This is a genomic window from Corynebacterium halotolerans YIM 70093 = DSM 44683 (assembly GCF_000341345.1).
GTDB lineage: Bacteria > Actinomycetota > Actinomycetes > Mycobacteriales > Mycobacteriaceae > Corynebacterium > Corynebacterium halotolerans.
In genome coordinates this window covers 667,086-687,248 of record NC_020302.1, presented here as the reverse complement: position 1 = coordinate 687,248, position 20,163 = coordinate 667,086, and the positions used below count along the sequence as shown (strand labels likewise).

The 20,163-nt window shown below is 70.0% G+C and carries 22 protein-coding genes; 8 read left to right on the top strand and 14 right to left on the bottom strand.

Annotation, left to right across the window (positions count from 1 at the left end):
* Positions 1-9: 9 nt before the first annotated feature.
* The 3 genes from A605_RS03275 to upp form a co-directional block, all read right to left on the bottom strand.
* Complete coding sequence (locus tag A605_RS03275; protein WP_015400080.1) at positions 10-1,197, bottom strand: M20 family metallopeptidase; 1,188 nt, start codon at positions 1,195-1,197, stop codon at positions 10-12.
* Positions 1,198-1,261: 64 nt separating this feature from the next.
* A complete protein-coding gene (locus A605_RS03270) occupies positions 1,262-1,810 on the bottom strand; it encodes a helix-turn-helix domain-containing protein (RefSeq protein ID WP_015400079.1) in 549 nt (182 codons plus the stop codon).
* A 149-nt stretch (positions 1,811-1,959) separates the two neighbouring features.
* On the bottom strand, positions 1,960-2,595 hold the full coding sequence (upp, locus tag A605_RS03265) for a uracil phosphoribosyltransferase (protein ID WP_015400078.1): 636 nt from the start codon (positions 2,593-2,595) through the stop codon (positions 1,960-1,962).
* Between the two features lie 70 nt (positions 2,596-2,665).
* Here upp and A605_RS03260 point away from each other — a divergent pair, with 70 nt between their 5' ends.
* The 3 genes from A605_RS03260 to A605_RS03250 are packed head-to-tail and all read left to right on the top strand — an operon-like array spanning position 2,666 to position 5,161.
* Positions 2,666-2,947 (top strand): hypothetical protein, encoded by a 282-nt coding sequence (locus A605_RS03260; protein ID WP_015400077.1) that lies wholly within the window; start codon positions 2,666-2,668, stop codon positions 2,945-2,947.
* Positions 2,944-3,909 (top strand): C40 family peptidase, encoded by a 966-nt coding sequence (locus tag A605_RS03255; protein WP_015400076.1) that lies wholly within the window; start codon positions 2,944-2,946, stop codon positions 3,907-3,909. The genes A605_RS03260 and A605_RS03255 overlap by 4 nt, the downstream gene beginning before the upstream one ends.
* Before the next feature lie 22 nt (positions 3,910-3,931).
* Complete coding sequence (locus A605_RS03250; RefSeq protein ID WP_015400075.1) at positions 3,932-5,161, top strand: hypothetical protein; 1,230 nt, start codon at positions 3,932-3,934, stop codon at positions 5,159-5,161.
* On the opposite strand, the gene A605_RS03245 is transcribed toward A605_RS03250, so the two are convergent.
* From A605_RS03245 to A605_RS03200, 11 genes are all read right to left on the bottom strand, one after another.
* Positions 5,139-6,095, bottom strand: coding sequence for a hypothetical protein (locus A605_RS03245; RefSeq protein WP_015400074.1), 957 nt, complete (start codon positions 6,093-6,095; stop codon positions 5,139-5,141). The two genes, A605_RS03250 and A605_RS03245, sit on opposite strands and share 23 nt — an antisense overlap.
* A 370-nt stretch (positions 6,096-6,465) precedes the next feature.
* Complete coding sequence (locus tag A605_RS03240; RefSeq protein WP_015400073.1) at positions 6,466-7,470, bottom strand: adenosine deaminase family protein; 1,005 nt, start codon at positions 7,468-7,470, stop codon at positions 6,466-6,468.
* A 45-nt stretch (positions 7,471-7,515) separates the two neighbouring features.
* Positions 7,516-8,400, bottom strand: a complete 885-nt coding sequence (locus A605_RS03235; RefSeq protein WP_015400072.1) for an RDD family protein — start codon at positions 8,398-8,400, stop codon at positions 7,516-7,518.
* A 145-nt stretch (positions 8,401-8,545) separates the two neighbouring features.
* Positions 8,546-9,628, bottom strand: coding sequence for a YhjD/YihY/BrkB family envelope integrity protein (locus A605_RS03230; protein WP_015400071.1), 1,083 nt, complete (start codon positions 9,626-9,628; stop codon positions 8,546-8,548).
* A 108-nt stretch (positions 9,629-9,736) separates the two neighbouring features.
* Positions 9,737-10,768 (bottom strand): tryptophan--tRNA ligase, encoded by a 1,032-nt coding sequence (trpS, locus tag A605_RS03225; protein WP_015400070.1) that lies wholly within the window; start codon positions 10,766-10,768, stop codon positions 9,737-9,739.
* A 98-nt stretch (positions 10,769-10,866) separates the two neighbouring features.
* Positions 10,867-11,169, bottom strand: a complete 303-nt coding sequence (locus A605_RS03220) for a tetraspanin family protein (protein ID WP_015400069.1) — start codon at positions 11,167-11,169, stop codon at positions 10,867-10,869.
* Positions 11,063-11,500: an MmyB family transcriptional regulator gene (locus tag A605_RS16020; RefSeq protein ID WP_161607625.1), complete on the bottom strand. Its 438-nt coding sequence runs from the start codon at positions 11,498-11,500 to the stop codon at positions 11,063-11,065. The genes A605_RS03220 and A605_RS16020 overlap by 107 nt, the downstream gene beginning before the upstream one ends.
* Before the next feature lie 62 nt (positions 11,501-11,562).
* Positions 11,563-11,757 (bottom strand): hypothetical protein, encoded by a 195-nt coding sequence (locus A605_RS03215; RefSeq protein WP_034991209.1) that lies wholly within the window; start codon positions 11,755-11,757, stop codon positions 11,563-11,565.
* Between the two features lie 107 nt (positions 11,758-11,864).
* The gene (locus tag A605_RS03210; protein ID WP_015400067.1) at positions 11,865-12,740 is read right to left on the bottom strand and encodes a trimeric intracellular cation channel family protein; all 876 of its coding nucleotides are present in this window, start codon (positions 12,738-12,740) and stop codon (positions 11,865-11,867) included.
* A gap of 10 nt (positions 12,741-12,750) precedes the next feature.
* Positions 12,751-13,650: an exodeoxyribonuclease III gene (locus tag A605_RS03205; protein ID WP_015400066.1), complete on the bottom strand. Its 900-nt coding sequence runs from the start codon at positions 13,648-13,650 to the stop codon at positions 12,751-12,753.
* 5 nt (positions 13,651-13,655) lie between these two features.
* Complete coding sequence (locus tag A605_RS03200) at positions 13,656-14,798, bottom strand: MFS transporter (protein ID WP_081602158.1); 1,143 nt, start codon at positions 14,796-14,798, stop codon at positions 13,656-13,658.
* A 312-nt stretch (positions 14,799-15,110) separates the two neighbouring features.
* Here A605_RS03200 and A605_RS03195 point away from each other — a divergent pair, with 312 nt between their 5' ends.
* From A605_RS03195 to A605_RS03175, 5 genes are read left to right on the top strand one after another with little or no spacing between them, the layout of a single operon-like run.
* Complete coding sequence (locus tag A605_RS03195) at positions 15,111-16,181, top strand: iron-siderophore ABC transporter substrate-binding protein (protein ID WP_015400064.1); 1,071 nt, start codon at positions 15,111-15,113, stop codon at positions 16,179-16,181.
* Between the two features lie 10 nt (positions 16,182-16,191).
* Positions 16,192-17,277 (top strand): FecCD family ABC transporter permease, encoded by a 1,086-nt coding sequence (locus A605_RS03190; RefSeq protein ID WP_015400063.1) that lies wholly within the window; start codon positions 16,192-16,194, stop codon positions 17,275-17,277.
* Between the two features lie 8 nt (positions 17,278-17,285).
* Positions 17,286-18,338, top strand: a complete 1,053-nt coding sequence (locus A605_RS03185) for a FecCD family ABC transporter permease (protein WP_042440268.1) — start codon at positions 17,286-17,288, stop codon at positions 18,336-18,338.
* An 11-nt stretch (positions 18,339-18,349) separates the two neighbouring features.
* On the top strand, positions 18,350-19,168 hold the full coding sequence (locus A605_RS03180; protein WP_015400061.1) for an ABC transporter ATP-binding protein: 819 nt from the start codon (positions 18,350-18,352) through the stop codon (positions 19,166-19,168).
* Positions 19,169-19,173: 5 nt separating this feature from the next.
* The gene (locus A605_RS03175; protein WP_015400060.1) at positions 19,174-20,079 is read left to right on the top strand and encodes a siderophore-interacting protein; all 906 of its coding nucleotides are present in this window, start codon (positions 19,174-19,176) and stop codon (positions 20,077-20,079) included.
* Positions 20,080-20,163: the final 84 nt, after the last annotated feature.

Here is a 20,163-nt window from a genome sequence, read left to right as displayed (position 1 = left end):
CGAGCCTAGTCACTCAGCGAGGAAGCCGTCAGTCGCCCCTGCCCCGTACTGCTCGACCACGGCGGCGAACAGCCGCACGCCCACGCCGATGGAACGTTCGTCGACGACCAGATCGCCCCGGTGCAGGTCCTGCTTGACGCCCTCCCCCGGCCAGCAGCCCAGGCGCGCCATGGAACCGGGCACGTGTTCGAGGTACCAGGAGAAGTCCTCGCCCCCGGAGGACTGCGGGGCATGGACCACGGCCTGCGGATCGATCGAACGGGTGGCGTCGGCCAGCAGCGCGGTGGCCAGGTCGTCGTTGAGCACGGGCGGCACGCCCTTCTGGTACTCGAGTTCGTGCGTGCACCCGGTCGGGGCGAGGATCTGCCCGATCAGCTCCCGGACGAGCGGTTCGTTGGTCCGCCACGTAGCGATGTCCGCGGTGCGCAGAGTGCCGGAGATGGTGCCGGTCTCCGGGATGGCGTTCGGGGCGTAGCCGGCGTTGATGGTGCCGAAGACGAGCACGGTGCCCGTGCGCGGGTCGATCCGGCGCGAGAGCAGGCCGGGCAGCTCGGTGGCGACCTTGCTCAGCGCGTAGACCACGTCAGAGGTCAGGTGTGGGCGGGAGGAGTGCCCGCCGGGGCCGCACACCTTGAGCTTGAGCACGTCGCTGGCCGAGGTGATCGCACCGGTGCGCAGGCCCACCCGCCCCACCCGCAGCTTCGGCTCGGCGTGCACGGCGAAGATCGCGCCGACCCCCTCGAGCCCGCCCCAGGTGATGACGTCGCTGGCGCCGCCCTCCATGACCTCCTCGGCCGGCTGGAAGATCACGCGGACACCGTGCTCGAGGTCGCTCTCGGCGAGGGCGCAGGCGGTCGCGAGCGCCACGGTGGTGTGCACGTCATGGCCGCAGGCGTGGGCCACGCCCGGCACGGTGGAGGCGAACTCCAGGTCGGTTTCCTCGGAGATCGGCAGGGCGTCGAGGTCGGCACGGAAGGCCAGGCGCTGGTCGCTCTCCGGGCCGATGTCCACCATCAGTCCGGTGCCCGGGAAACGCACGGGTTCCAGCCCATGGTCGCGGAGCACGCCCTCGATGAAGTCCGTGGTGGCGTACTCCATGTGAGACAGCTCGGGGTTGGCGTGGATGTGGCGGCGCCAGCCCACGACCTTCTCGCGGTGAGTGCGCAGCCACTGGTCGACCCGTGCTGAGATACCCATCAGATCTGTCCTTTCGGCCCGGCTGAGAATTGCCCCCGAGTCTACAACTAGACCATGCGGTCCATCACTGCCCCTCCTCCGCGGGATCGCCGGCCCGCCCGTCGTGGTCGTCGGCGTCGGGGTCCTCACCGGCGGCGCTCACGTCCTGCGGCGGCAGCTCACCGGCACTGTGCCCGCGGGATCCGGGGACGGGGGCGTCGAGTTCGAGTGCCCGGGTGGGGTCGAAGCCGGGCCGGTCGCCGGGGCGCGCACTGTAGAGGTGGTGGACGTCGAAGGCCATGGTGTCCTCGGGACGGGCGGGCCACACGATGTCGACGCCGAGCCCCTCGGCCGGGCAGATGTCCTCGACGAACCGGTCCCCGGCCGGCAGCAGGGCGACCGGCGGGACGTGCAGGGCACGGGCCAGCTTGTACACGGTGGACAGCACCGGATCGGTCGAGCGGGTGGAGGTGTTCTCGTTGCGCTCGATATTGCTGATCTGGTTGCGCGACAGGCCGGACAGCTCGGCCAGGCGGTCCTGACTCAGCCCCCGCATGGTGCGCAGCACGCGCAGATTCTCGCCGAGGCAGTGGCCGTAGCTGGCCCAGCGCCTCCACTCCGATCTGCGTCCCATGTCCCCCACAGTGCCCAGTGCAGTGGGTGGGTACCGCACACTGTATTGGGCAACGGTGCCCCAGTGCGTGAGGAGCGGGGCATCACAAAAGCCCCGCCCCGGGACGCGGTGCGGGCGTCGGCGGGGCGGGGCCGGGTGGGAGTGGCCGGTTACAGCTCGATGTTCCGTGGCCCGTAGAGACGGTCGCCGGCATCGCCCAGGCCCGGGACGATGTAGGCGTTGTCGTCGAGACCGGGGTCGATGCAGGCGGTGATCAGGCGCACGGGCAGGCCGGAGTCGGCCAGGGCGTCGACCCCCGGCTGGGCGGAGACCATGCAGACGGCGGTGATGTCCGTGGCGCCGCGGCCGTTGAGCAGGCGGATGGCGTGCAGCAGGGAGCCGCCGGTGGCCAGCATCGGGTCGACCACGAAGACGGTGCGGCCGGTCAGGTCCTCGGGCAGGGCCTCCAGGTAGGGCACGGGTTCGTGGGTCTTCTCGTCGCGCGCCAGTCCGATGAAGCCGACCTGGGCGTCCGGGATCATCGACAGGGCCGGATCGATCATGCCGAGACCCGCGCGGATGACGGGCACGATGATCGGCGGATCCTGCAGGCGGGTGCCCTCGGCGACGGCGACCGGCGTCCGGCAGTCGAAGTGCTCGACCGGCAGGTCCCGGGAGGCCTCGTAGACGAGCATCGCACCCAGATCGGCGAGGGCGGCGCGGAAGACGGTGTTGTCGCTGCGCTCGTCGCGCATGATGGTCAGTCGGGACGCGGCGAGCGGGTGATTGACGACGGTGATCTCCATGGGGACCATGCTAGGGCATCGCCGGGACGGGCCCGGGAACCTGTCGGCGGTCGTTCCAGTCCAACGAGGCATGACGACCATGGACATCGATCCCGAGTACGCCCGGGTGCTCGCCCGCGACCTGCACACCGCCGCCCTCACCGTCACCCCCACGCCCGGTGCCCCGCCGCTGCCCGACCCGCCGCTCGCGCGGTTCACCGGGGCGCTGGCCGGGGCGCTCGCGGCCGTCGCCACGCGCACGGAGGGCGTGCACGAGCACGCGCGCTCCCTCGCCGCGGCGTCGCTGGGCATCGTCGCCACCGCCGAGGACTCCGACGCACGCCTCGCCCACGACCTGGGGAGGCTGACGTGAGGGCTGTCGTCGAGACGCTGCGCCACATCGCGGATCTGGAACCGCCCGCCCTGCCGTGGCTCGAGCTGCCCGCGCTACCGGATTTCGCCGCCGCCGGGCCCCTGTCCGAGATGCTCGCCGTGGACGCGCCGGGCGGGCGGCGCCTCATGGAGACCGCCGGGCGGTTGAGCGGCGAGCGCGGGCGTATCGACGGGCTCGCGGGTGACGCGCGCTCGATCGTCGACGGCACCCGCGGCGAACTGTTCGATCTCGGCGGGCAGTTGCTGGGCCAGGCCCTGCCCGTCCTGCCCGGTCTGCTCTCCCCCGTGCCCGGCGCGCGGGCGGCGGCGATGGGACAGCTGTCGGCGCTGTCCGAGACCTTCCTCCACGCGGCCACCGCCCGGGTGGGGGATCTGCCGTCCCGGCTGGAGCCGTTGGCCGTCGAGCTCGAGGACATCGCACGCTCGGTGGCCGCCGAGGAGATCGGCGCGCCCGCCCCGGCGGTGCCCCAGCCGGCGGCGGTCGGCGCCGGTGCCGGCCCGCCGGGCCCGTCCACGCCGTTCGCGGCCGCTGAACCGGTTGTCGCGGAGGACACCGGTGGCGAGGAGCCCGCGGAGCCGGAGGAGGACGCGGCTTCCACCACCCAGGGCGAGGCGGCCGTCGCGGCGGCGATGACCCAGCTGGGTACCCCCTACGTGTGGGGAGGGACGTCGACGTCGGGTTTCGACTGCTCCGGGTTCACGCAGTGGGCGTGGCGGCAGGCGGGCGTCGAGCTGCCGCGGCTGGCCGAGGAGCAGACGGTGGGCCGGCAGGTCACCGCCGACCAGCTCATCCCGGGGGATCTGGTGGTCTGGGACGGGCACGTGGCGATGTACGCCGGCGACGGGCAGATCGTGGAGGCCGGCAGCCCCGTCCAGACCAATCCGCTGCGCACCTCGAACATGGGGATGGCCTTCAAGGGCTTCTGGCGGCCGACCGGTTAGCTCTCCGCTAGAATCTGCCCCCATGAGCACCCGCGCGATCGTCCCCGTGAAACTGTCCCTGACCGAGGGTGACTACTACACCCTCTGGGCGCCAGAATGGAAGGAACACGGCGCCGAGTGGCAGGCCTTCCTGGGGGACGACGATCAGCTCTTCCTGTTCACCTCCCCGGCGGCGATGCTCGCGTTCCTGGAGTCCGGTCAGAAGCACGACCTCGCCTCCCACCCGCGCTGGGGCTCTTTCGATTCCCAGCCTGAGCACCGTGTCGTGCCGGACAAGAAGGACACCTACGACATCATCGGTGCACCAGGTTTCCTCGCGGGCCGGCCCTCCCACGAGAACGTCTCCACCGTCGCCCGGATCTTCGCCGTGACCCGCAGCCTCGCGGAGGTCACCTCCGCCAATGACGCCGTCGTGTTCTTCGCCACCCACTCCGTGCTCCGCAACGTCGACCGCGGCGCCGACCACTACGCCGGCCCCGAGGGTCTCAGCGAGTGGTCGGCCGTGGGGCGGGCGGTGCTGTCCAACTGGCCGAAGGTCGTCGCCGACCTGGATGCGCAGGTCAACGTTGTGGAGATGGTCAAGGACAAGGTGGACGACGCCCGCGTGCGCATCGGCACCGCGCAGGCCGCCGCCGAGGAGGCCCGCGAGCGCGCCGAGGCGGAGCGCCGGGCCGAGGCCGAGCAGGCCGATCCGTACGACATCTCCGCGTGGGCGGCCGCCGGCATCGATCCGGTGAAGATCACCATCCAGGGCAAGACCGTCTACACGCTGCGCACCTACCTCGACGGGGCCCCGGTCTTCCTCGGCAGGTTCGGTGAAATCTTCACCTTCCCCACCCCGAAGCACCTGCTGCGCTGGATGGTGGAGAACAACGACCACGATCTGACGCGCGCCTCCACGTGGGAGGATCTGGTCACCGCCGCCAATTCCGGTGAGCTGGAGGTCAGCGTCCACCGGGATAACTCCTACTCCTATGCGGGCCTGGTCTCCGACATGGAGAAGGGCCCCGAGGAGGTCGACACCGAGCAGATGTCCCGCGGCTACGAGCTGCTCGCCGACGCCGCGGACTGGGCGGGCGACGACTCGCTGAACTCCTACTTCCTGGCCAACCCGCGCATGCAGGACTACATCTCCTACATGCTCGGTTCCACCGAGTCTTCCGGATACGTTCCCTCCAAGCCCTACAGCGATCACGCCCAGGGCTGGAAGGAACTGGAGGAGATGCTGGTCAAGCGCTTCTCGAAGTTCTGACCGGCGCGGCGTAGTTCTCGAAGGCGTTGACCACCAGCCGGATGAGCCGGCACGGTCCTCCGTCGGGCGGCGGGAGCAGGTCCCGGTGACCGACCCGGAGCACCACCTTCCCGAGGTTCTGCAGGTACTTCTCGCGGCCCCGCTCGTCTCGGACGACCTCGTCGGTCTTCTTCCCGAAAGTGTGCCCGTCGTACTTGATCTCGCCGTCGACCTCGATGATCAACCATCCGTTGATCAGCAGATCCACCTCGAAGTAGCCCCCCTCATAGGAGAAGCGGACCTGCGCCTGGATCGACTCCACCTGCGGGAGCTGTGCCACCAGCAGAAGAAACCGCGCCCTTGACTCGAGCGCGCTGCCCGAATTGGGTATCGACCACTCGATGACCTGCCGCACTGTCCTGATTCCGGGATAGGGGCGGCCGCGGGTCAGTTCCTCGTGGAGCGCATGCTTCGTCCACTCGGGCCACTTCTTGCGCACCGAGTCGACGGCGACCAACCCGTCCATCACCCCGTGATAACGGGCGATGTCGCGCAGGGTGCGGGCGAGGTCGGTGACCCGCAGGCCGTGTTCCTCCCGGATCTCGGCACGGCTGAGATGGCAGTAGCGGTAGTGCACGCCAGGTTGCCAGCTACTTCTGGCCTGGGCCTGCTTTCCGTCGATATGCATCAGTTCCACCACCTGGTCCCATCCCAGGACCTCGATCCCCCAGAGGCGGGCAGCTGATTTCCCGGCCACCACCGCGGTGTCCACCGTCAATCCCACTGCCGCCGCCCGGGCGGTGGCCTTCTCCCACGGGGGCAGTGCCGAGAACTGTTCCGTCCTGATGGCCACTTCCCCCGAGATCAATGTGTGGTCTCTCGCGTTGTCCCAGGCCTCCTGGGAGTTCCTCTTCCTGATTTCCACGAGCCCGAAGTGCTTTCCCCAGTTCTTCATGGCGACAGTGTCGCCCGATCGCCTCTGGTGTGCCAGGCGGCCCGTGGCGAGAACGGTTGAATCTGTGGATGACCCGACTTATCCACAGACGACGAAGGCGTGCAGTTGCGCTCGGGACCGGGACGTGGTGTTGGTCGGTGTCGGACCGCTTCACCGAGATCACCTCGCCGAGACCGCTTCACCGAGAGGCGTAGGTGATCTCGGTCGGGAGGCCCTCGCCTCACCGAGATCACCACCTGATCTCGGTGAAGTCCTTTCGGGCAGGTGGTCTCGGCGAGGTGATCGTGGCCAGGACGAGAAACCAGGCAGTTCAATCGCGCCCCAACCCGCGCCCCAACCCGCGCCCCAACCCGTTCCCCAACCCGCGCCCCTACTCCGCGCCCTCCCCCGGTTCCGTGAGCTCGTCGTCCGCCAGTTCCTCGTAGGCGGGCAGGATCTGCGTCTCCAGGATGCGCTGGCGGGTCTCCTCGTCACAGAAGGAGTTCTGGATCGCCTTGAGGGTGATGTCGAACAGTTCCTCGAGCCCGTAGTCGAAGGTGTCCACCAGGTCCATGAACTCGTCCGTCAGCGTGCGTTCCGAGCGGTCGCCCGTGTTGACGGTGCACGTGAAACCGAGCTGCTGCAGCAGGACCAGCGGGTGGTCGGCCAGCTGCTCGGACACGCCCATCCTCACCTCCATGGACGGGCACAGCTCGAGGGCGATGTGCCGGTCCCGGATCCAGGAGGAGACCTGTCCCGGCCGGATGCCCTCGAGGTCGACGCCGAAGTCGTCGAAGACGCGCACCCCGTGCCCCAGCCGCACGGCCCCGAGCTGCACCGCCTCGGCGATCGACTCCACCCCGGCCTGCGAGCCGGCGTGCAGGGTGGTCGGGATCCAGTTCTCGCGCAGCAGCCGCAGCGCCTCCGCGTGTTCCGACAGCGCATTCCCCTCCTCGGGGCCGGCGAGATCGAAGCCGACGATCGGGCCGTCCGCGCCGCCGTAGGTGTCCACGGTCAGCTGCGCGACCTCGGCCACCGCGTCGAGGTGGCGCATGGCGGTGAGGATGAGGCGGGCGTCGATACCGGGGACGTCGAGCCCGGCCACCGCGGCGTCGACGGCCCGGCGCATCGTCATCCCCTGTTCGGTGTAGAGCTCCGGGGAGATGCGCAGCTCCGCGTAGACGACGCCGTCGGCGAGCAGGTCCTCGCAGGCCTCACGCACGGCCTGTTCGACGGCCTCGGGCGACTGCAGCGCGGCGATGGCCGCGGCGGGATCCCCCTTGAGGCCGCGCAGGCCGCTCTCGAGGTGGTCGTGGAGAAGGACCTTGGGCAGCTGGGCGACGACGTCACGGGTGACGTGCTTGTGCTCGGGACTGATCTGGGGTGCGTCATGCATGGGCCCCATGGTAGCCGCAGGTCCGGGCGGCTGATCCCGCCGCAGTCACCGCCGCTTCCGGACGACCTCGGCGCCGACCCAGCGGTCGTGGACGCCGATGTTCCCGTTCGAGGGGTTGATCGAGCCGCCGATGACGATCATGCCGATGAAGGCGACGATCGAGCCGATGAACGGGATGAGGTTGACGATTCGCCACCAGTTGCGCTTCGCCGACTGCGTCAGCTCCAGCTTGCCGCCGGTGGTGGCGTCCCGGACCTCGTAGCCGAAGAGGTGCTTGACCGGGGTCGCTCCCGTGTAGGATTCCAGGCCGATGAAGTAGGCCAGCCCGATGAGCGGAATCGCGATCGCGGCCAGGGCATCGTTGAAGAAGAACAGCGAACCGCCGGCGGCGATGGTGCCGGCGGCGAGCGAGTCGAGCAGCATCATCCCCAGCCGCAGGCCGGCCGTCGGGCGGTCCTCCGCACCGGCCGTCCCGCCGTAGGCCCCCGATGGGTGGGAACCGCCGTAGGCTGGGTACGGGGCGGGCGTGTGGAAGGGGACGCCGGCCCCGTACCCCGGCACGGCCTGCTGATACGGGGACTGCTGCCGGGTGTCGACCGGCGGGGCGAAGGGGTTCGGCTGCGGGAACTGTGTGGGGCCCGGGCCCGGCTGAGCGGTGGGCGCGGGCAGTGAACCGAAGTTGCCGAGGTACTCCAGTTCGTGCCACGCCAGGGGCCGACCGGAGGCCAGGGCCTCGTCGTAGATGGCACGGGGCCCCTCGGACTTCAGGACCGCGTAGGCCACCTGCACCTGCTGTCGTTGCGGGGCGTCGGCGGGCACGCCCTGGTTCTCCAGGGTGGCGTCCCTACCGGAGAGCAGGATGGCGATGCCCTCGCTGGACTGCGACCGGTCGAGCCCGTAGAGCTGATAGAGATCGGGGGTGGGGGTCATCTTCAGTTGCCTTCCTGTGGTGTTCGTTCCCCTTCAGGATAGGTTCCCGCAGTGACCGCGGGTATCGGGGAAGGCCCCGATTTTTCCCTGACCACCACCCGCTTCCCGACGCCCGCCCGGGTCGGCGGCGTACGTTCGGCCGCGGCTACTTCCTGCGGCTCAACAGGGCGAGCGCACCCGCGCCGAGGGCGCCGAGGGCGGCTCCCGCGCCCAGGGTGAGGCCGGCGCCGGGGCCCTGGTTGACCTCGGTGCGCACGCGGATGACGGCCGGATCCGGCACGGCGACGTCGGCTTCCTGCATGGACTCCTCGGTGGTGGCGGCCCAGGCGGAGATGTAGAGCACCAGGCGCCAGACGAGGTACAGCACGACCAGCAGACCGATGATGGGGCCGAAGGTCGCACCCGCCGGGTTGGACAGCGCATTGGAGGCGAACAGGGAGCCGAGCTGCTTGATCACCTCGAAGGCGATCGCACCGATCAGCGCCGCGATCAGGCCGGAGCGCCGCGGCACCTTGGTGCGCGGCAGGTAGAACACCAGCCAGGCCATGACCAGGAAGTTGGCGAGCACGCCGACGAGCAGGGCCACGCCGTAGGTGATCCACTGGATGCCCGGGATGTCGCCGAGGCCGACCAGCTGGAGCAGGTTCTCCGTCAGCCCGGAGGCGCCGATCGCCGTGATGCCGAAGGCGACGACGAGGGCGAGGATGAGACCGATCAGCCCGAGGAGGTCGGCGAGCTTCTTGGTGAAGAAGTTGCCCACGTCGGTCGGGTCGACCTTCCACATCTTGGATACCCCGTAGCGCAGGTTGTTCATCCAGCCGAGCCCGGACCACAGGGCGGTGATGGCACCGATGCCGGCCACCGCACCGCGCTGCTCGATGGCCGTGACCAGGATGTCGTTGATGATGGTGCCCAGCTCACCGTCAACGCTCTCCGTGATCTGGGTCTGGACCTGGTCGAGGACGTCCGGGCTGTTGGCCAGCACGGCGGACACCGCCGCGACGACGAGCATGAGGATCGGGAAGATCGCCAGCACCGAGAAGTAGGTGATGCCCGCGGAGTACTGGTTGCCTCCCATCGAGGAGTACCGCTCCTGCATCCGCATCAGGTGGTCGATCCACTCGGACCGCTCGCGGATCCTGTCTACTGCGCCCGGGTCATCGGGATGGGCTCGCTCGATACCGAACTCATCGGTATGGCGCCGGTCGGGCTGGGTTCTGGTGGCCACGGCGGTTCCTTCCGGTTGCGTGCGTCTGCTGCTACTCAACCGTAAGGATAACCCGGCACAGGCGCATCCTGTGGGACTCGTCACAGGCTGGACGCCGGAGCGCCCCGGTCAGCGGCGCGGAGGCAGGAAGCCGACCTTGTCGTAGACCTCCTGCAGCAGCGGCTCGGAGAGCTCGCGGGCCCGCTCTGCGCCGACGGCCAGCAGGCGCTCCAGCTCGCCGCGGTCGGCCATGAGCTCGTCGTAGCGGGCCTTGAGCGGGGTGGTGAACGCCTCGAGGGCGTCGGCGGTGTCGGTCTTGAGCGCGCCGTAGCCCTTTCCCTCGTAACCTGCGACGAGCTCGTCGACGGACGCACCGGTCAGTGCGGACTGGATGACCAGGAGGTTGGACACGCCGGGCTTGTTCTCCCGGTCGAAGGCGACGACGCCGTCGTTGTCCGTCACGGCCGACTTGATGCGCTTGGCGGAGGTCTTCGGCGGGTCGAGCAGGTTGATCAGGCCCTTGGGGTTGTCCCCCGACTTCGACATCTTGGCCGTGGGGTTCTGCAGGTCGTAGATCTTCGCCGCGCCCTCGGGGATGAAGCCCTCCGGCACGACGAAGGTCTCCCCGTAGCGGCTGTTGAAGCGCTCGGCCAGGTTGCGGGTCAGCTCGAGGTGCTGGCGCTGATCCTCGCCGACCGGCACCAACTGCGGCCGGTACAGCAGGATGTCGGCCGCCATGAGCATGGGGTAGGTGAACAGACCGGCGGAGGTGCGCTCGGCGCCCTGCTTGGCGGACTTGTCCTTGAACTGGGTCATGCGGCCGGCCTCACCGAAGCCGGTGAGGCAGGTCAGCACCCACGTCAGCTCCGCGTGCTGCGGGACATGGGACTGAACGAACAGGGTGGACTTGTCCGGGTCAATGCCCAGGGCGATGAGCTGGGCGGCGCCGGCGACGGTGCGCTGGCGCAGCTCCGCCGGGTCCTGGTCGACGGTGATCGCGTGCAGGTCCGGGATGAAGTAGAACGCGTCGTAGTTGTCCTGGAGGTCAATCCACTGCTTGAGGGCGCCGAGGTAGTTGCCCAGGTGGTAGGAGTCCGCCGTCGGCTGAATACCGGAGAGGACGCGCTGCTGCTTCGTCTGTGTCTCAGTCTGCTCGCTCATGATCTCCAGAGTCTATCCCCGCGACCGGGCTCCCGTACCGGAGGGCACGCGCTCCCTCCGGCAGGGGAGGAATTCGGGGTCACACCGGCCGGGAACGGTCAGGTGTCGCCGGCGGGCCGGGTGTTCCGGGGGTCGTCTCCCCCCTCGCCGCGCGGGGGTGTGCCCGGGACACGGAAGCCGACGCCCGCGTCGGGCGGGGTCCTCAGCTTTCCGAGTGCCGCGGCGATGGCCACGTGCCCGAACAGCAGCGCGGCGATCACGATGAGGATCCACCCCACATAGGCGGGGACGGTGTCACTGAAGGGCGCGGTGTCGCGGTAGCCGACGTACCAGATTCCGAACAGCAGGAACACGCCGCCGAGCACACCTTCGGCGGTCAGGCGGAAGATCAGCCGGGACATGGTCACCTCCTGGAGGTTGTCCTGCCTCCACCATACGAGCCGTGCCCCGATCCCGCGAGGTCTCCGGTGGGAAAATCGGCGGGAAACCTGCCGGCTGGTGGACGCGGACGACCACCCCCGGTCCGCTGGTGAGGTCCATCGTCTCGAAGTGCAGGTTGAGCCAGCCCACCTCCGGGCTCCGGAAGCGTTTGATGCCGTTGCGCGCCGGGACGACGTCCGCTGCCGCCCACCGGCCGGTGGCCCGGCTTCGAGCAGGAGGAAGACGGCGGACAGCACATTTTCCATGACCAACCGGGGGAACGGACAGCCCCCGGGACGACGGAACCCGCATCCGGACCTGCCGGATGCGGGTGGGAAAACCGTGCCTGTCGGTGGCCCGAGGGCCCCGGTGACCTACTTGCCGAGCTTCTTGGAGGTCGGCGAGTGGATGTCGAGCATGACCGCCCAGCCGGAGAAGAACAGGGCGGTGCCGATGGCCAGCACGATGGCGGCGGGGAGCGCCATGACAGAGTGGCCCGCCTCGGCGGCCCAGAAGAAGCCGCCGGCGAAGACGAGTGCTCCGAGGATAAACAGGATGAGTGCGCGCATGTTCATTCCACTTCTACGAAGGTTCAGGGACGGTCAGTGACACCGAGGGCACGGGGACACCGACGACACCGACAAGTATCGGTCATCGAGCCTAGCAGGTGGGTGATTCACCGGGGAGCCGTCGGCCCATCCGGCCCCGGCGGCCACCGCTGCTCCCGGCCCGGCTCGTCACGCCGCCTGTCCTCCGCCGACGGTCGACGTTCCCCGCTCCTGTCCGGGCGCCCCCGCCGCCCCCGTCGATCGTGGCGCCGGTTGAGCAGGGCGTAGCGTGCGGCGTCGAACCCCGTGCGACGGCGCGCCTTGCGCAGACCCCGGCGCATCAGCTGCACTGACAGGCGCAGACGCGGATCCATCGGCTGATCCGCGCCCCGGTACTCGAAGACGGGCAGGCCCATCCTGAAGTAGATCGCGATGAGTCGGGTGGTGAAGGCGGCCAGCAGCGTGACGACGATCGTGATGTTCTCGTCGACACCGAGCCACAGCAGCCCCATGTACACGGTGGTGGCCAGCACCGCGATGGAGGCGTAGAGCTCCCTGGAGAAGACCAGGGGCACACGGTCGGACATGAGGTCGCGCAACACGCCGCCGGAGACACCGTTGATCACGGCCGCGACGCAGGCGATGACGTAGCCGTTCCCGAGTTCGAGGGCGACCCGGGTGCCGATCACCGCGAACACCGACAGGCCGATCGCGTCCAGCACGAGGAACAGGGTCCGGAAGTAGTGCATGAGGAAGGACAGCGACACCGTGATGAGCGCCGCCCCGAGGACGATCAGCAGGTAGATCGGCTGCTCCACCCAGGTCAGGGGGTAGGAGTCGAGGATGATGTCGCGGATGGTGCCGCCGCCGAGGCCGGTGAGCGCGGCCAGGGCCATGACGCCGAACAGGTCCATCTTCTGCCGGCCCGCGGACAGGGCCGCGGTCATGGCCTCACACGTGATCCCGATGACGAACAGGATCGCCATCAACTGTGCGGTGTCCATCAGTGGCCCGTCAGCGGTAGGTGACGTTCAGCGGCGAGTGGTCGGACCAGCGCGTCTCGACGGTCGGTGCCCGGTCGACCCAGCTGCGCTCGGCGCGGTCGAGCATGGCCTTCGTCGCGGCCTGGTAGTCGATGCGCCACCCGGCGTTGTTGTTGAAGGCCTGGCCGCGGTAGGTCCACCAGGTGTAGGGGCCCTCACCCTCCGGCTGGAGGCGGCGGGCCACGTCGAACCACTGCGGGTCACCGGTGGCCTCCCGCAGGGGGCGGTCCGGGTAGTCGACGACGCCGAAGAACTCGCCGAGGCCGGGTTTGTCCTGCGGTTCCGCATCGGGGAAGGTGCCGAAGACGGAGTCCATGAACGCCCGCTCGTCGGCCAGGAAACCGGAGCTCTTGAAGTTGCCCTTCCAGTTCTTCAGGTCCTCCCGGCGGTGGCAGATATTCCAGTCGCCGCCGATGACCATCTCCTCGTACGCTGCGGAACGCGCGGCCAGCACGTCGGTGAACTCGTCGAGGAAGCGGTACTTCTCGTCCTGCTTCTCGGTGCCGGCGGACCCCGAGGGCAGGTAGAGGGAGGCGACCCGCACGCCCTCGTAGGTGCCCTCGATCCAGCGGCCGGACCCGGGGAAGGAGCCGAAGCCGATCTGGACGTCCTTCAGTGGGCTCCGGCTCAGGATGCCCACCCCGGCGCGGCCCTTCGCGGCGGCCGGGGCGCCGACGTAGTGCCAGCCGGCCTTGATCGCGGGGGCGAGCGCCTTCTCGGTCTCGGCGGCGTTGGCGCGCACCTCCTGGAGGAGAACGACGTCGGAGCTGCCCTCCCGCAGCCAGGCGAGCATGCCCGGGTTGTCCTCGTTGCGCTGCTTGACGGCCGCGCGGATGCCGTTGACGTTGACGGATGTGATGGTCAGGCTCATGCGGGCTACCTTATCGCCGCGCGCCGACGCAGCCACACTGTGGGGAACCAGACGAGAATCGCCGCCACGGCCAGGCCCGCACCGGCGAGCGCGGGGGCGGAGTAACCGAGACCGGCCGCGATGACGGCCCCGCCCAGGGCGGCGCCGGAGGCGTTGGCCAGATTCAGCGCTGAGTGGTTGAGTGCCGCGGCCAGGGTCTGGGCGTCACCGGCGACGTCCATCAGCCGGATCTGCAGGGACGGGATCAGCGAGGAGCCGAAGAAACCGACCAGGGCGAAGTTGATTGTGCCGAGCACCGGGTTGACGGAGGTGAAGTAGAAGGAGGTGAGCACGCCGGCGATCATGACCAGTGCGAAGAGGATGCCGTACTCGAGGTTGCGGTCGGCCAGGCGCCCGCCGAACCAGTTGCCGGCCACGGAGCCGACGCCGTAGGCCATGAGCACCAGCCACATCCACCCGATGTCCAGCCCGGCACGCTCGGTCATGGTCCAGGAGATGTAGGTGTAGACGGCGAACATACCGCCGAAGCCGACGGTGCCGATGGCCAGCGTCAGCCACACCTGGGAGCGCGTGAGCGCGCCGAGTTCGGTGAGCACGGAAGTGGGCTTCATCTTCGTCATGTGCGGCATGAGGAACCACAGGGCGAGGACCGTTACCAGACCGAGGACGGCGACGAGCATGTACGACGCCGCCCAGCCGAAGGCCTGGCCGAGGGCCTGCGCGGCGGGCACGCCCGCGACCGTCGCCACGGACAGTCCCATGCCGACGAACGCGATGGCCCGGCCGCGTTGCCCGGCCGGCGCCATCGACGCCGCGGACAGGCCGGCGACCGAGAAGTAGGCGCCGTGCGGCAGGCCGGCGAGGAAGCGGGAGATCAGAAGCACGGGGTAGTTGTCGGCCACGATGGACAGGACGTGCCCGACGGTGAAGGCGGCCATGAGGATCAGCAGCAGCCGGCGCCGCGGGATCAGGCCGGTCAGTGCGGTGATCAGGGGCGCGCCGACGACCACGCCGAGGGCGTAGGCGGAGATGATGTGCCCGGCCTGGTCCTCGCTGATGGCGAAGTCCTCGGCGATCAGGGGCAGCAGGCCCATGGACACGAATTCGGTGGTGCCGATGGCGAAACCGCCGAGGGCCAGCGCCACCATGACGATGATGCGGCGGTGCTCGGTGATCTCGGTCTGCCGGGGCCGGGGTCGGCGGGTCGGGATGACGGTCCTGATGGAGCGGAGAGGGTCATGCACGCAGTGAGACACTACGCCACCCTCGCGCGCCCCACCTGCCGGGTGCGCGTACTCCCCCGGCCGGAGCGCGGAAGCGTTTCCCCAAGTTGTGATGGGCGCCTCACCATTGCCAGAAAATTGACAGGCTCCACTTCCCCAATCCAATGCCGGGACGTGATAAATTATCTCAGCCTTGCCTAACTAAGCTCTGCCTCAACAACAGAAAGGGATCCGCGCGTGCGCACCTCCCGTGTCCTGTCCATCCTCACGGCGGCCGCCCTGGCAACCGGCCTGACCGCCTGCTCGTCGGACGCCACCGGCTCCTCCTCCGCGACCACCGACCCCGCCGGTGCGGAGGCCGCGGCGGAGACCTCCGGCGCCTTCCCGGTGACCGTGCCCCACGCCTTCGGCGAGACGACCATCGAGGAAAAGCCCGAGCGCGTGGCCACCGTCGCGTGGGCCAACCACGAGGTCCCTCTCGCGCTCGGTATCGTGCCCGTCGGCATGTCCAAGGTGACCTGGGGTGACGACGACAACGACGGCGTCCTGCCCTGGGCGGAGGAGGAGCTGGCCGAACTCGGTGCGGAGACCCCCGTGCTCTTCGACGAGACCGACTCCATCCCCTTCGAGCAGGTCGCCGACACCCGCCCCGACGTCATCCTGGCCGCCTACTCCGGGCTGACCCAGGAGGACTACGAGCAGCTGTCCAAGATCGCCCCGGTCATCGCCTACCCGGACATCCCGTGGGGCACCTCGCTGGACGAGATGGTCGAGAAGGACGCCGCCGCACTCGGCCTGGCGGACGAGGGCGAGCAGCTGAACGAGGAGCTCGACGCCGAGGTCGACGCCGCCCTCGACGAGTTCCCGGCACTGCGGGACAAGAAGGTGCTGTTCACCTCCTTCGGCGGTGAGTCCAACCAGTCCAGCATCGGCTTCTACACCACCAAGGATCCGCGCGCGGAGTTCCTGGCCGACGCGGGCCTCGGGGTGCCGTCCGTCGTGGAGGAGACCAGCCGGGACACCTCCGAATTCTGGGTCGAGCGCTCCGCCGAGGAACCGGAGGCCTTCGAGGACGTCGATCTGATCGTCTCCTACGGTTCCGACGACCCGGCCGAGAACGAGGCCACGCTGCGCTCCATGCAGGAGGATCCGCTGCTCGGCCGCATCCCGGCCATCCGCGACGGCAACGTCGCCTTCCTGGGCAGCGGCCCGCTGGCCGCGGCGGCCAACCCCTCGCCGCTGTCCATCCCGTGGGGCATCCGCGACTACTTCGAGATCCTGAACGGCGCCCTCGAGGACACCGAGTAGGACGCAGCGCATGCTCTCCACCACGACCCAAACACCGGCCGCCCCCGTGAACGCCACCCGCACCGCCACCGCCACCACCACCGCCGATTCCGCCACGCACCGTTCCGCCACCCGGCAGGTCGTCCGGCTGCTCCTGCTCGCGGCGGTGCTGGGTGTGGTCTGCGTGCTCTCCGTCGCCCACGGAGTGCGCGACATCGCGTTCACCGACGCCGTCGCCGCCCTGCTCGGGCACACGGAGACCACGGAACAGGCCGCGGCCTGGCTGCGGATCCCGCGCACCGTGCTCGCGGTCGCCGTGGGTGCCGCCCTGGCGGTGTCCGGGGCGACCATGCAGGCCGTCACGCGCAATCCCCTGGCGGACCCGGGCATCTTCGGGGTGCTCTCCGGCGCCTCCCTGGCCGTGGTCACCGGCATCGCCTTCTTCGGCCTGTCCAACCCGGTGGCCACCATGCTCGTCGCGGTCGTCGGCTCCGCCGTGGCGGCGGTCTTCGTCTACACCGTGGGCTCGCTCGGGCGCGGCGGCGCGACCCCGTTGAAACTCGCGCTCGCCGGCGCCGCCACCTCGGCGGCGGCCACCTCGCTGGTCAGCGCCGTACTCCTGCCGCGGGCGGACGTCATGGACTCCTTCCGGTTCTGGCAGATCGGCGGCGTCGGGGGCGCGGAGTGGTCCCACCTCGGGCTCGCCGCTCCCCTGCTCATCCTGGGTGCGGTGATCTGCCTCGCGAGCGCGGGCGGGCTGAACTCCCTGGCGCTCGGCGACGACGTGGCGACCGGGCTGGGCCGCAACGTGCTGCGCACCCGGCTGGTCTCCTCCCTGGGCGCAGTGATCCTCTGCGGCGTGGCCACCGCGCTCGCCGGCCCCATCGCCTTCGTCGGACTGATCGTGCCGCACGTGTGCCGGTTGCTCATCGGCACCGACCACCGCTGGCTGCTGCCCGTCTCCGCCCTGTCGGGGGCGGCGCTGCTGGTCGCCGCCGACACCCTGGGGCGGGTGATCACCCCGCACAGCGAGATCGCCGTGGGCGTGATCACCCCGCTGATCGGGGCCCCCTTCTTCATCTGGATCGTCCGTCGCAGGAAGGTGCGTGAACTGTGACCGCCACGATGCCCACCACCAACACCGCAACAGCCGCCCCCGGCACCACCGACGCCGTCACCGCGCTCCGGACCGCCCGCGCCACCCGCGCCCGGCGGCGGTGGCTGATCATCGGCATCCTCGCCGCAGCGGTGGCCGTGCTGTTCGCCGTGTCCCTGATGATCGGCGAGACCTTCTACCCGCCGGCGGACATCATCGCCGTCATTGCCGGCCAGCAGGTGCCCGGCGCGTCCTACACCGTCGGTGAGCTGCGGCTGCCGCGCGCCTGCCTGGCCGTGCTCGCCGGCCTGTCCTTCGGGGTGGCGGGCGTGACCTTCCAGACGATGCTGCGCAATCAGCTGGCCTCCCCCGACATCATCGGCATCTCCTCGGGGGCGAGTGCCGCCGGGGTCATCGGGATCGTCATGTTCAACCTGTCCCAGACCGCGGTCTCCCTGCTGGCGCTGGTCGCCGCGCTCGCGGTGGCCGCGGCCATCTACCTGCTGTCGCTGCGCGGCGGTTTCGCCGGCACCCGGCTCATCCTCATCGGCATCGGCATGGCCGCGATGCTGCAGTCCGTGGTCACCTACACCCTGTCGAAGGCCTCCTCCTGGGATCTGCCGACGGCCACCCGCTGGCTCAGCGGCTCGCTCAACGGCGCCACGTGGGACCGGGTGGCACCGGTCGCCGTCACGGTGGCGGTGGTCCTGCCCGTCATGCTCCTGCTGGCCCACCAGCTGTCGGTGCTGCGGCTGGGGGAGGACTCGGCGACGGGGCTGGGCGTACGCGTCGGACTGACCCGCCCGGCCGCTGTCGTCGGCGCGGTCACCCTGATCGCGGTGGCCACCGCCGCCTGCGGCCCGATCGCGTTCGTCGCGCTCATGGCCGGTCCCGTCGCCGCCCGCCTGGTGGGCCCGGGCGGATCGCTGACCCTGCCGGCCGGACTCGTCGGCGCCGTGCTGGTGCTGGGCGCCGATCTGATCGGCCAGTTCCTGCTGGGCACGCGCTACCCCGTCGGGGTGGTCACCGGCGTGCTCGGCGCGCCCTACCTCATCTATCTGCTCATCCGCTCCAACCGCTGAAGGACTCCCCTGTGACCTCCTCCCACACGTTGACGGCCCGGGACATCCACCTGGCCTACGGTGACCGCCGCGTCATCGAGGACCTGAGCGTCGAGCTGGTCCCCGGCGCCGTCACCTCCATCGTCGGCCCCAACGGCTGCGGCAAATCCACGTTGCTGCGTGCCCTGTCGCGCCTGCTCAAACCCTCCGGCGGGCAGGTGCTTCTCGACGGCCGCGCACTGGCGGAGTATCCGACGAAGAAACTGGCCCGCACCCTCGGGCTGCTGCCCCAGACACCGGTCGCCCCGGACGGCATCGTCGTCGCGGATCTGGTCGGCCGCGGGCGCACCCCGCACCAGGGGCTGCTGGGCCGCTGGTCCACCCGGGACCACGAGATCGTCGCCGAGGCGCTGGCCGCCACCGGCACCACGGAGCTGGCCGAGCGCAGCGTCGACGAGTTGTCCGGCGGGCAGCGCCAGCGCGTGTGGATCGCGATGGCACTGGCCCAGGACACCGACATCCTGCTGCTGGACGAGCCGACGACCTACCTGGACGTGGCCCACCAGCTCGAGGTCCTCGACCTGCTCACCGACCTCAACGCCTCCCGCGGCACCACCGTCGTGATGGTGCTGCACGACCTCAACCTGGCCGCCCGCTACTCGGACCAGCTGGTGGCCATGCACGCCGGGACGGTCCACACCGTGGGCACCCCGGAGCAGGTGGTCACCGAGGCGACGATGAAGGAGGTCTTCGACATCGACTCCCGGGTACTGCCCGACCCGGTCTCCGGCCGGCCGATGGTCATGCCGATCGGCCGCCACCACGCCCCCGCCCACCGGAACACGAGGTAACCGCCATGCCCTACCGCCCCTTCCGCGCCGTCGTCGACGACGTCGCGCGCCTGTCCCCCAGCTTCATCCGGGTCACCTTCGGTGGTGCGGAACTCGCCGGGTTCGGCCCCGCCGGGCTGGCCTTCGACCAGCGCATCAAGCTGATCTTCCCCACCTCCGCCGGCGAGCTGCCCGACCTGCCCGCAGACGGAAACTGGTACGAACACTGGCGCACGCTCCCCGAGCACGACCGGGGGGTGATGCGCACCTATTCCATCCGTGACGTCGAGCGGGACGCGCGCGGCACCCGGCTGAGCGTCGACTTCGTCCTCCACCTCGGGACCGACGGGGCGGACTCCTCCGGCCCCGCGGCCACCTGGGCGCACGGCGCGCGGTCGGGTGATGAACTGGTCGTCATCGGCCCCGACCGCGACGAGGACAGCGGCTCGGGCATCGAGTTCTCCCCCGGCGCCACCCGCGAGTTCCGCCTGTTCGGCGACGAGACGGCGGCGCCGGCGATCGCCCGCATCCTCGGCGACCTGCCCGCCGGTTCCGTCGGGGAGGCCGCCATCGAGGTCCCGACCGCGGAGGACGTCCTGCCCCTGACCGCCCCGGCCGGGGTACGGGTGCGCTGGCTGCCGCGCGACGGCGCCGCCCACGGCAGTCTGCTGGCCACCGCCGCGGGCGTCGTCACGCAGACGCCGGCGGAACCGGACGACGCGCCGCTGCTGTGGGAGACCCCGCTCTACTCCTCCTCAGGTGAGCGTCTCGACGCCGCGCCGGGGCGGGACGGGGACGTCTACTACTGGATCGCCGGGGAGTCGGGGATGGTCACCGGGATGCGCCGGGGTCTGGTGAAGACCCACGGCATCCCGCGGTCCCGGGTGTCCTTCATGGGTTACTGGAAACGCGGCGTGGCCATGCGAGGCTGATCACCCGTCGCCCCCGTCACCCGCCGGAGGGAATGGGAGAGGGTAACCTGGGAAGCTGAATATCGAGCCGATAACCACGAGGGA

What these genes read in the sequence shown, in the direction of transcription:
- A605_RS03175 (WP_015400060.1), top strand. Translation starts at nt 19,174, where the DNA reads ATGCCCTACCGCCCCTTCCGCGCCGTCGTCGACGACGTCGCGCGCCTG.
- A605_RS03250 (WP_015400075.1), top strand. Translation starts at nt 3,932, where the DNA reads ATGAGCACCCGCGCGATCGTCCCCGTGAAACTGTCCCTGACCGAGGGT.
- A605_RS03190 (WP_015400063.1), top strand. Translation starts at nt 16,192, where the DNA reads ATGCTCTCCACCACGACCCAAACACCGGCCGCCCCCGTGAACGCCACC.
- A605_RS03270 (WP_015400079.1), bottom strand. Translation starts at nt 1,810, where the DNA reads ATGGGACGCAGATCGGAGTGGAGGCGCTGGGCCAGCTACGGCCACTGC.
- A605_RS03205 (WP_015400066.1), bottom strand. Translation starts at nt 13,650, where the DNA reads ATGAGCCTGACCATCACATCCGTCAACGTCAACGGCATCCGCGCGGCC.
- A605_RS03200 (WP_081602158.1), bottom strand. Translation starts at nt 14,798, where the DNA reads ATGGTGGCGCTGGCCCTCGGCGGTTTCGCCATCGGCACCACCGAATTC.
- A605_RS03260 (WP_015400077.1), top strand. Translation starts at nt 2,666, where the DNA reads ATGACGACCATGGACATCGATCCCGAGTACGCCCGGGTGCTCGCCCGC.
- A605_RS03275 (WP_015400080.1), bottom strand. Translation starts at nt 1,197, where the DNA reads ATGGGTATCTCAGCACGGGTCGACCAGTGGCTGCGCACTCACCGCGAG.
- trpS (WP_015400070.1), bottom strand. Translation starts at nt 10,768, where the DNA reads ATGAGCGAGCAGACTGAGACACAGACGAAGCAGCAGCGCGTCCTCTCC.
- upp (WP_015400078.1), bottom strand. Translation starts at nt 2,595, where the DNA reads ATGGAGATCACCGTCGTCAATCACCCGCTCGCCGCGTCCCGACTGACC.
- A605_RS03210 (WP_015400067.1), bottom strand. Translation starts at nt 12,740, where the DNA reads ATGGACACCGCACAGTTGATGGCGATCCTGTTCGTCATCGGGATCACG.
- A605_RS03215 (WP_034991209.1), bottom strand. Translation starts at nt 11,757, where the DNA reads ATGCGCGCACTCATCCTGTTTATCCTCGGAGCACTCGTCTTCGCCGGC.
- A605_RS03245 (WP_015400074.1), bottom strand. Translation starts at nt 6,095, where the DNA reads ATGAAGAACTGGGGAAAGCACTTCGGGCTCGTGGAAATCAGGAAGAGG.
- A605_RS03185 (WP_042440268.1), top strand. Translation starts at nt 17,286, where the DNA reads ATGCCCACCACCAACACCGCAACAGCCGCCCCCGGCACCACCGACGCC.
- A605_RS03240 (WP_015400073.1), bottom strand. Translation starts at nt 7,470, where the DNA reads ATGCATGACGCACCCCAGATCAGTCCCGAGCACAAGCACGTCACCCGT.
- A605_RS03235 (WP_015400072.1), bottom strand. Translation starts at nt 8,400, where the DNA reads ATGACCCCCACCCCCGATCTCTATCAGCTCTACGGGCTCGACCGGTCG.
- A605_RS03220 (WP_015400069.1), bottom strand. Translation starts at nt 11,169, where the DNA reads ATGTCCCGGCTGATCTTCCGCCTGACCGCCGAAGGTGTGCTCGGCGGC.
- A605_RS16020 (WP_161607625.1), bottom strand. Translation starts at nt 11,500, where the DNA reads ATGCGGGTTCCGTCGTCCCGGGGGCTGTCCGTTCCCCCGGTTGGTCAT.